General features: G+C 73.0%; 10 protein-coding genes. 7 read left to right on the forward strand and 3 right to left on the reverse strand.

The genetic code is table 11. The annotated features are described in order from the left end of the window. Positions 1-588: 588 nt before the first annotated feature. The 5 genes from CP969_RS22510 to CP969_RS22530 all read left to right on the forward strand — a co-directional run bounded on the left by CP969_RS22510 (position 589) and on the right by CP969_RS22530 (position 4,642). Entirely contained in the window at positions 589-825 is a 237-nt protein-coding gene (locus tag CP969_RS22510; RefSeq protein ID WP_016825080.1) for a hypothetical protein, read from the forward strand. 378 nt (positions 826-1,203) lie between these two features. Next, positions 1,204-1,938: a prepilin peptidase gene (locus CP969_RS22515; protein ID WP_016825079.1), complete on the forward strand. Its 735-nt coding sequence runs from the start codon at positions 1,204-1,206 to the stop codon at positions 1,936-1,938. A gap of 70 nt (positions 1,939-2,008) precedes the next feature. Beyond that, on the forward strand, positions 2,009-3,208 hold the full coding sequence (gene mqnC / locus CP969_RS22520; RefSeq protein ID WP_016825078.1) for a cyclic dehypoxanthinyl futalosine synthase: 1,200 nt from the start codon (positions 2,009-2,011) through the stop codon (positions 3,206-3,208). A 7-nt stretch (positions 3,209-3,215) separates the two neighbouring features. Beyond that, positions 3,216-3,866, forward strand: a complete 651-nt coding sequence (locus CP969_RS22525; protein WP_016825077.1) for an amidohydrolase family protein — start codon at positions 3,216-3,218, stop codon at positions 3,864-3,866. 80 nt (positions 3,867-3,946) lie between these two features. Further along, positions 3,947-4,642: a demethylmenaquinone methyltransferase gene (locus tag CP969_RS22530; protein ID WP_004984707.1), complete on the forward strand. Its 696-nt coding sequence runs from the start codon at positions 3,947-3,949 to the stop codon at positions 4,640-4,642. Here the strand turns inward: CP969_RS22530 and CP969_RS22535 are convergent. Both CP969_RS22535 and CP969_RS22540 read right to left on the reverse strand, forming a co-directional pair. Next, a complete protein-coding gene (locus CP969_RS22535) occupies positions 4,629-4,964 on the reverse strand; it encodes a PASTA domain-containing protein (protein ID WP_078495369.1) in 336 nt (111 codons plus the stop codon). The genes CP969_RS22530 and CP969_RS22535 overlap by 14 nt on opposite strands. Before the next feature lie 214 nt (positions 4,965-5,178). Beyond that, positions 5,179-5,685: a GNAT family N-acetyltransferase gene (locus CP969_RS22540; RefSeq protein ID WP_016825075.1), complete on the reverse strand. Its 507-nt coding sequence runs from the start codon at positions 5,683-5,685 to the stop codon at positions 5,179-5,181. A gap of 99 nt (positions 5,686-5,784) precedes the next feature. On the opposite strand from CP969_RS22540, the gene CP969_RS22545 reads away from it, so the two are divergent. Further along, a complete protein-coding gene (locus tag CP969_RS22545; RefSeq protein ID WP_004984698.1) occupies positions 5,785-7,068 on the forward strand; it encodes a geranylgeranyl reductase family protein in 1,284 nt (427 codons plus the stop codon). Between the two features lie 460 nt (positions 7,069-7,528). Here CP969_RS22545 and CP969_RS22550 read toward each other — a convergent pair whose 3' ends face one another. Beyond that, the gene (locus CP969_RS22550; protein WP_026084968.1) at positions 7,529-8,371 is read right to left on the reverse strand and encodes a C40 family peptidase; all 843 of its coding nucleotides are present in this window, start codon (positions 8,369-8,371) and stop codon (positions 7,529-7,531) included. A 724-nt stretch (positions 8,372-9,095) separates the two neighbouring features. Here CP969_RS22550 and CP969_RS22555 point away from each other — a divergent pair. Next, positions 9,096-9,455, forward strand: a complete 360-nt coding sequence (locus CP969_RS22555; RefSeq protein WP_003974383.1) for an NADH-quinone oxidoreductase subunit A — start codon at positions 9,096-9,098, stop codon at positions 9,453-9,455. The last annotated feature ends 3 nt before the right edge of the window (positions 9,456-9,458 follow it).

Here is a 9,458-nt window from a genome sequence, read left to right on the forward strand (position 1 = left end):
GGACTTCAGCCGTCGGTCGGGGAGGCCCCGACGGCGGATGCGGCGACCGGCGCGGCGGCCGAAGGCGCGGCTGTCGAAGGTCGGCCGAGGGCTCCACCGCCCCCGGTCGCCCGTGCCGCCGCCCGCCGGGCGGACGCGTACCGCCCTGCCCGGCGACGGTGTTCGCGGAGTCCGCCCCCGCGGGCGTCCGGACGAGGGGCCGGTCGCGAACGGGCCGGGGCCGCCGGTGGTTTCGGAAGATCCCGGGAACCTGCACACCGTTCACGGTGAGACCCCGGGGGAGGGCGGAAACCCGCTCCGGCGGCCCCGCGTCCGTCCCCCCCGGACGTCGGCGGGGCGGTCGTGGGGCGGCCGCGGGGCGGCCGCGGGGCGGTTCGGGTGAAGAAGCCCGGGGTGCCGACGCCCTCCGTCTCCACACTCGTGAACTCCCCGGTCCGCCGAAGCGGCACCGCGTCCTCGCGCAGGTGGCCGCCTTGTCCCCCGTGTGCTCTGATCGGGTGGCGCGGACCGCCGGCCGATCGTCCCGGCCTCCGCGCCTCAGGCGAACTCCGCCGTTCCGCACCGTTCTCACGAAGGGAAACGCGCGCCATGAACACCACTCCCCAGGTCGACACCACCGAGCTGTCCGACGCCGATCTGGAGCTCGTCTCCGGCGGCCAGGCGGGCGGCCCGGCCGCGGGCCTCGACCTCGGCGTCCACGCCGGAGCGGGCGCCCTGGGCGTGCACGGGGAGGCCGGGAACCTCGCCGTCACCGCCGGCGGGGGCGCGTCCCTCTCCGCCGAGGGCCTCGCCGTGAACGGCCACCTGCACGCCGCCCTGTACTGAGGGGACCCGGCTCGTCGCGGGCCCCGGATCCGACCCGGATCCGGGGCCCGCGGCACGTTCGTGTGGGGTGACCTTCTCCCGGCGTGACGCGTTGAGCACGTCGCTCAGGAAGGAGACGGTCACGCCCCGCGCGGTCCCGGACGTGCCGAGCGGGAGGGGGCCGAGCGCGAAGGGGTGACCGCGTCCCCTCGACGGTCCCCGCCCGAGTCAATAAGGTCTCCCCGCAGGCCCCGTACTCCCTCCGTCGGTCCCCCCGCCCCGCCCCGGCCCCTCCCGCCCACGACCCAGGACACCCGCCATGCCGCGACGCTGCACCTCCGGCTCGTCCAGCGCGTCGGGGAACCCGCCCGGGGGCCCGGTCACCGCCCCGGCGGCGGGATGAGCGACCCCCTGTACGCCTCGCTGGTCGTCGTCGCCGCGCTGTGGGGCGCGGCGGCGGGCGCGGTGCTGCCGCGCGCGGCCTACCGGTTCTCCGTCCCGTCGGGGGAGGAGTGGCGGAGGGCGTGCCCGGCGGGGCATCCGGTGGCGGGCTGGCTCGGACGGGCCCGGTGCGGGCGGTGCGCGGGGCCGTCGTACGGGCCGGGCACGGCTTCCGCCGTCGTCACCGCCCTCGTCTGCGCCGCCCTCGCCGCCGCCACCGGGACCCGGCCCGAACTGGCGGTGTGGCTGCTGCTCGCGCCGGTGGGCGTGCTGCTCGCGGTCGTCGACTTCCGGGTGCAGCGGCTGCCCGACCCGCTCACCCTCCCCTTCGCCGGGGCCGCCCTCGTCCTGCTGGGTCCGGTCGCCCTCACCCCCGGGCACGCGGGGGAGTGGACGACGGCCCTGCTGGGCGCGCTCGCGCTCGGCGCCGGCTACCTCGTCCTGTTCCTGCTCAACCCCGCCGGCATGGGCTTCGGCGACGTGAAGCTCGCCCTGGGCGCGGGCGCCGTCCTCGGCTGGTACGGCTGGCCGACCGTGATGCTCGGCACCTTCGCCGGGTTCCTGTTCGGGGCCCTGTACGGCGGTGCCCTCGTCGTCGCGCGGCGGGCGGGGCGCAGGACGACCATCCCGTTCGGCCCGTTCCTGATCGCCGGTGCCCTCGCCGGACTGTTGATCGGAGCCCACGCGGCCTGACGTCGGCCCCGTGAAGGCCCTGACGTACGCTGGATCGGTCCGTCCACAACCCTTACGAAAGGGACGCCCGGTGACCGAGAAGGCCGACCTTCAGCCCATCCTCGACCGTGCCGCCGCCGGTGGGCGGATCACCTCCGAAGAGGCCGTCGTCCTCTACCGCGACGCCCCGCTGCACGCCCTGGGCGCCGCCGCCGACGCCGTGCGCAGGCGGAAGTACGCCGGGACCGAGCACATCGCGACGTACATCATCGAGCGGAACATCAACTACACCAACGTGTGCGTCACGGCGTGCAGGTTCTGCGCCTTCTACGCCGCGCCCAAGGACACGGCCAAGGGCTGGACCCGCGACCTCGACGACATCCTGCGGCGCTGCGCCGAGACCGTCGAACTCGGCGGCACCCAGATCATGTTCCAGGGCGGACACCACCCGGACTACGGCGTCGAGTACTACGAGAGGCACTTCGCCGCCATCAAGAAGGAGTTCCCGCAGCTCGTCATCCACAGCCTGGGGGCGAGCGAGGTCGAGCACATGGCGCGGATCTCGGGGGTGAGCGTCGAGGAGGCGATCACCCGGATCCACGCGGCCGGGCTCGACTCCTTCGCCGGCGCCGGCGCCGAACTGCTCCCGGAGCGGCCGCGCAAGGCCATCGCCCCGCTGAAGGAGTCCGGCGAGCGCTGGCTGGAGATCATGGAGATCGCGCACCGGCTCGGCGTCGAGTCCACCTCCACCATGCTCATGGGCACCGGCGAGACCAACGCCGAGCGGATCGAGCACCTGCGGATGATCCGGGACGTGCAGGACCGCACCGGCGGCTTCCGCGCCTTCATCCCGTACACCTACCAGCCCGAGAACAACCACCTGAAGGGCCGCACCCAGGCCACGATCTTCGAGTACCTGCGGATGATCGCCATCGCCCGGCTGTTCCTCGACAACGTGGCCCACATCCAGGGCTCCTGGCTGACCACCGGCAAGGAGGTCGGCCAGCTCTCCCTGCACTACGGCGCGGACGACCTCGGCTCGATCATGCTCGAGGAGAACGTCGTGTCGTCGGCCGGCGCCAAGCACCGCTCCAACCGGCTGGAGATCATCGACCTGATCCGGAAGGCGGGACGGGTGCCGGCCCAGCGGTCGACGACGTACGAGCACCTCGTGGTGCACGACGACCCGGCGAACGACCCCGTCGACGACCGGGTGGTCTCCCACATCTCCTCCACGGCCATCGAGGGCGGCACGGCCCACCCGGAGCTGAAGCTCCTGGCCTCCAACTGACCCGTCCGTGCTGACGATCCACGCGGCGGACCTGCTGGTCCCCGGAGACCTGCGGCCCGCCCTGCCGGACGGCGCCGTGCTCGTGAACGGCCGGGAGCTGGCCGCCGTCGGCCCGTACGGGAAACTGGCGGCCGCCCACCCGGCCGCGCGCACCCGGCGCTGGCCGGGGGTGCTCACGCCGGGGCTGCTCAACCCGTACGGCCCCGAACTGCTGGAGCACGCCTACCACCCGGACCCGCGCGAGGCCGACGACCTGGGCACCGAGCCGCTCACCGGCGAAGCCCTCGCGGGGCTCGCCATGACCGGGACCCGCTGGGGCGCGAGCGCGCGGCGCGGCGTGCAGCGGCTGCTGGCGCACGGGGTCGTCGCCGTGGCGGGCGACCTGGGGCGGCCCGCCGTCGTGGACGCCGTGCACCGGGCGGGGATGGGCGTGGAGCGGCGCTTCACGGACCCCGCCGGCCCGGCGACGCTCGACCCCCTCGCGGGGCGGAGCCTGCGGGAGGCGATCCGGCTGCCCCTGCCGCCGGACGGCGCGGACGGCACGCCGGCGACGTTCGCCGTCTTCGACGTCCCCGACGAGGCCGCGCTCGCCGCACGCGGGGCCGGGACCTGCGTGGCGACGGTCGTCGCCGGACGCCTGGTGCACCGCCGGCGCTGACCGGCCCGCGCACGCCCCGCCCGCGGACGAGGCCGGGACGCCGCTGGGGGCGGGCCGGCGGGGGCTGCAAGAATGGGCCCGTGACCCGCGCATCCCTGGACAAGCAGCCGCACGAAGTCGCCTCGATGTTCGACGGCGTGGCGGAACGGTACGACCTGACCAACGACGTGTTGTCCCTCGGCCAGGACCGGCGATGGCGCAAGGAGGTCGCGAAGGCGGTCGACGCCCGGCCGGCCCAGAAGGTCCTGGACCTGGCGGCCGGCACGGGCACGTCGTCGATGCCGTTCGCCCGCACCGGCGCGTACGTCGTCCCCTGCGACTTCTCCCTCGGCATGCTCCGGGTCGGCAAGCGGCGGAACGCCTGGCTGCCGTTCACGGCCGGCGACGCGACGCGGCTGCCGTTCAAGGACGACACGTTCGACGCCGTCACCATCTCCTTCGGGCTGCGCAACGTGCAGGACTTCGACGCCGCGCTGCGCGAGATGCACCGGGTGACCCGGCCCGGCGGGCGGATCGTCATCTGCGAGTTCTCCCACCCGACGTGGGCGCCGTTCCGCACCGTCTACACCGAGTACCTGATGCGCGCCCTGCCGCCGACCGCCCGCGCGGTCTCCTCCAACCCGGACGCGTACGTCTACCTCGCCGAGTCCATCCGGGCCTGGCCCGACCAGCCCGCCCTCGCCGCCCGGCTGCAGAAGGCAGGCTGGACCCGGGTGGCCTGGCGCAACCTCAGCGGCGGCATCGTCGCCGTGCACCGGGGCTTCAAGAAGGGCTGAGGACCGCCGTGCGGGGACCGCGCGGCTCCTCCAGTTCCCGCCGGAGGCCGCCGGCGGGCGGCACGGGCCCGCGCGGCTCGCGCACCCCTCCGCCGCCCTCCCCGTCGGTGAAGTCGAACCACACGTGGACCGGGGAGTCCCGCGGCACCTCGGTACCGGGCTGCGGGTACTGGCGCACGACGTGGTCGACGACGGTGCGCGGGAAGTCCGGCCGGTCCGGCGCGACGAGGAACAGGCCCCGCGCCCGGGCCGCCTCGCGGGCGTCCACGGCCATCAGACCGACCAGGCGCGGCACGCGCACTTCGGGTGTCCTGGGTGTCATACGCACGGACGTCACCCCCCAGCGGTACCGGCAGGGTAGACCCGCGCGGTCGGCCGCCGGAAGCATCCTGTGGCGTTCCGTGACAATCGACTACCCGGCGTGACGGCCGGTCTCCGGGGCGGACCGGGCGGAGGCCGAGCCGGTGGCGGTCGCGCTTCAGAGGCCGAGCCGGTGGCGGTCGCGCTTCAGAGGCCGAGCCGGTGGCGGTCGCGCTTCAGAGGCCGAGCCGGTAGCAGTGGCACTCCCGCCGCGAGTCCGGCGTCGTGAACGTCCCGGCCAGGCGCATCCCCAGCCACCGGGCGACCGCTGTCGAGCGGGTGTTGCGGGCGTCCACCATCGCCACCACGCTCCGCGTGCCCGCCGCGCGCACGCGCTCCAGCGTCTGCAGCGCCGCCGCGGTGACGTACCCCTTGCCCCAGTGCTCCCGCGCGAGCCGCCAGCCGATCTCGATCTCGCCCGTGGGGCCCCACTCCCGCTCCCACGGCTGGGCGCCCGTGAAGCCGACGGCCTCGCCGGACGCGTCGAGCACGGTCCACAGGCAGAAGCCGAGCTCGGCGTCGTGCCGGCGCTGGCGGGCGGTGAGCTCCTCGTAGACCGACAGCTCCGCCGACGTGCCTCCGTGGAACTCCATGACCTCCGGGTCGTCGAAGATCCGGTGCCAGGCGACGGCGTCCTCGTGGGTGGGGACACGGAGCCGTACGGCGGGGAGCGTTCGGTTCACGGGGGCAGCCCTTCAGCCGGGTGATCGATGCCGCTGCATAGACTGCCCGTGTCCAGTGCCGGTCGGCACGCAGATTTCGAACCCTGGGGAGAACCCGCCGTGACCGAGCCCCTCTCCGACAACACCGCCGACGTGATCGTCGTGGGCGCGGGGCCAGCCGGCTCCACCACCGCGTACCACCTGGCCAGGGCCGGACTCGACGTGCTCCTGCTGGAGAAGACCGAGTTCCCGCGGGAGAAGGTCTGCGGCGACGGTCTCACCCCGCGCGCGGTGAAGCAGCTGGTGTCGATGGGCATCGACATCTCCGAGGAGGCCGGCTGGCTGCGCAACAAGGGCCTGCGCATCATCGGCGGCGGTGTCCGCCTCCAGCTGGACTGGCCGGATCTCGCCTCCTTCCCCGACTACGGCCTGGTCCGCAAGCGCGACGACTTCGACGAGCAGCTCGCCCGGCAGGCCCAGAAGGCGGGCGCGCGGCTGTACGAGCGCTGCAACGTGGGCGCGCCGATCATCGACGACCGCACCGGCCGCATCACCGGCGTGAAGGCCAAGCTCGGCGAGGAGAAGCGCGAAGTCACCTTCCGCGCCCCGCTGGTGGTGGCCGCCGACGGCAACTCCACCCGGCTGTCCCTGGCGATGGGCCTGCACCGCCGCGAGGACCGACCGATGGGCGTCGCGGTGCGCACGTACTTCACCTCGCCGCGCCACGACGACGACTACCTGGAGTCCTGGCTGGAGCTGTGGGACCGCCGCGGCCCGCAGGACCGCCTGCTGCCCGGCTACGGCTGGATCTTCGGCATGGGCGACGGGACGAGCAACGTCGGCCTCGGCGTCCTCAACACCTCGGAGTCCTTCAAGGAGCTGGACTGGCGCGAGGTCCTCAAGGCCTGGTGCGCCTCAATGCCGGAGGACTGGGGCTACACGCCGGACAACATGACCGGCCCGATCCGCGGTGCCGCGCTCCCCATGGCCTTCAACCGCCAGCCGCACTACACGCGCGGGCTGCTGCTCGTCGGCGACGCGGGCGGCCTGGTGAACCCGTTCAACGGCGAGGGCATCGCCTACGCCATGGAGTCCGGGCAGATCGCCGCCGACGTCATCGTGCAGGCGCACGCGCGGACCACGCCGGCCCAGCGGGAGGTCGCCCTCCAGCGCTACCCGCGCGTCCTGAAGGACACCTACGGCGGCTACTACACCCTCGGCCGCGCCTTCGTGAAGCTCATCGGCAACCCGAAGATCATGCAGATCGCCGCCCAGCGCGGTCTGACGCACCCGCTGCTGATGAAGTTCACCCTCAAGCTGCTCGCCAACCTGACGGACCCGACGGGCGGCGACGCGATGGACCGCATCATCAACGGTCTGAGCAAGGTGGCGCCGAAGGCGTGACGCGCGCCCCGCGCGGGCGGGGCCGTGAGCGGTGCCGTGGGCGGCCGGAGCCGGAGGAGCGGCTTTCCCGGCCGCCCACGTCCGTACGGGCGCCGGGAGGGGCCGTCACGGCGTCCTGCGCCGTGCCGTCGGGGCGCACTCGGCCCGTCAACACGCGCCGAGTGCGGGACGATTCGGGCAATCGGGCGATCTTGCCCGGGGTGTGCGGATGCCGGCGCGGGGGAGTGCGAGGCGCGGGGCGTCGCGGACGGGACCCGAGGGGAGCGGAACGCCCCGAGTGTGCCGGAGATGCCCGAAGTGCCCCAAAGGGACCCGGACATGGACCGGGGAGGCCCGGAGGCGGGTCGGGGAGGCCCGGACACGGGCCGCGAGCCCCGGACACGGGCCGCGATCGGGCCGTGAACCGGGGAGGGCCGCTGCCCCCGAGCGGCAGCGGCCCTTCGGTCCGTGTGGACGCGGCTCAGAGCACGCGCACGGCACCCGACGCGGGGTAGCCGGAGAGGTCCTGGATGACGACGCCCTTGGAGGGGTTGGCGGCGTCCAGGTACTGGCCGTTACCGATGTAGACACCCGTGTGGTACGCGGAGCCCTTGCCGCCCCAGTACAGGATGTCGCCGACCTGGATCTGGGACAGCGGGATGTCGGTGCCGACCGTCGACTGGTCCTGCGAGACGCGCGGCAGGTCCACGCCGACCTGCTTGAACGCGGCCTGCACCAGGCTCGAGCAGTCCCAGGCGTTGGGGCCCGTGGCGCCCATGACGTAGGCGTCGCCCACCTGCGCCTTGAGGAAGGCGATGACCGTCGCGACGCTGCCGCCGGTCGGCGCGGAGGCCGTCGTCGTGGTGGAGGCGGAGGCGGAGGCGGAGAGGACGCCGCGGTCGGCGTTGCGCTCGGCGCGCTCGGCGGCGGCCTTGCGGGCCTCCTCCGCGGCCTTCTTCTTCGCCTCGGCCTTCTTCTTGGCCTCGGCGAGGTCCGCCTTGGCCTCCTTGGCGGCCTGGGCGGCGGCCGCGTCGCGCTCGGCCTGCAGCTGGTAGTTCGCGGCGGCCTGCTGGGTGGCCTCCGCGGACTGGGCGACCTGGGCGGCCAGGTCGGCCGTCAGGGTGGGCAGTTCGAGGGTCTGCGTCACCGGTTCGGCGGCGTTCGCCGAACCCGACGCCCCGGCCACTGCCAGGGTGCTGAGGACGCCACCGGCAACTCCGGCCCGCACGGCGAGCGCGGACTGCGCGGTACGGCGGGGTTTCCGGTGGCTGCGTATGTGAGCGGTGTGGGACATGGGAACAACCGGTACCAGGGGCTCCTTCATGTCTTCAAGGAACGTGTGCTGCGCCACAGTTGTTCAATCGGGCCCCGAAACCCGGGCGTGTCGCCCCTCATTGGCGCCGTAACGGACATTGCGGGCGGTCCGTGACCGGCCTGTGATCACGGTCTTTCATCATTACGCCCGAATTGCCCTTCACCTACCATCGGTTGGACCGATTGGCCAAGCCCTCTTCTCCTCGACCTCCCGCCCACGTGACGGAGGTCACGGAACGGTCGGCCCCGTCGCCGCGTCGGGCGGGGTCGATCACGGCCGGATCACGACGCCGGGACTTCGTGAACGCGTGCACGTGTCCACCTCGCGCACCGCGCTTCCCTCGAAGGGGGAGCGAGCCCCCTATCAAGGGATCGGGTCCGGCGCCAATTTGCATGCAAGGGAAGACTCTTGATATGGAGACGACCCTTCTGACCTGCGTGAACGAAACAAATTGTCACGTTTGGTGACCGCGCGAACGCTTCGCGTATGAAGATCGACGCTCATCCGACTTCATGATCGTTCGTCAGGTGGTGGAGATCACAAAGGTTGTGCGATACCCCGTGTCGCAGATCACAGACCCACGGGCATAAGATGCGGAGCGGTTGGGCTTGTGACCTGCTTCACATGTTCTCGATCTTCGCCGGGGCGGGCGTGGTTCGCGGGACCGGTGAGGCGGTGGTGAGCCCCCGTACAACCGCCAGCAGTCAGTGCCGACTGAGAGGAGCGAGGAGCGGTGAACGCGTATGCGCCCATCCTCGTACTGGGAGCCCTCGGGGCAGGCTTTGCGATCTTCTCCGTGGTCATGGCCACGCTGATCGGTCCGAAGCGGTACAACCGCGCCAAACTCGAAGCCTACGAGTGCGGCATCGAGCCGACCCCCACGCCGGCCGGCGGCGGGCGCTTCCCCATCAAGTACTACCTGACGGCGATGCTCTTCATCATCTTCGATATCGAGATCGTCTTCCTCTACCCCTGGGCCGTCACCTTCGACGCCCTGGGGATCTTCGGGCTCGTGGAGATGCTGCTCTTCGTGCTCACCGTCTTCGTCGCGTACGCGTACGTATGGCGGCGCGGCGGCCTGGAATGGGACTGAGGG

This window comes from Streptomyces viridosporus T7A, from assembly GCF_008704515.1.
In the GTDB taxonomy this organism is placed as follows: Bacteria; Actinomycetota; Actinomycetes; order Streptomycetales; family Streptomycetaceae; genus Streptomyces; species Streptomyces viridosporus.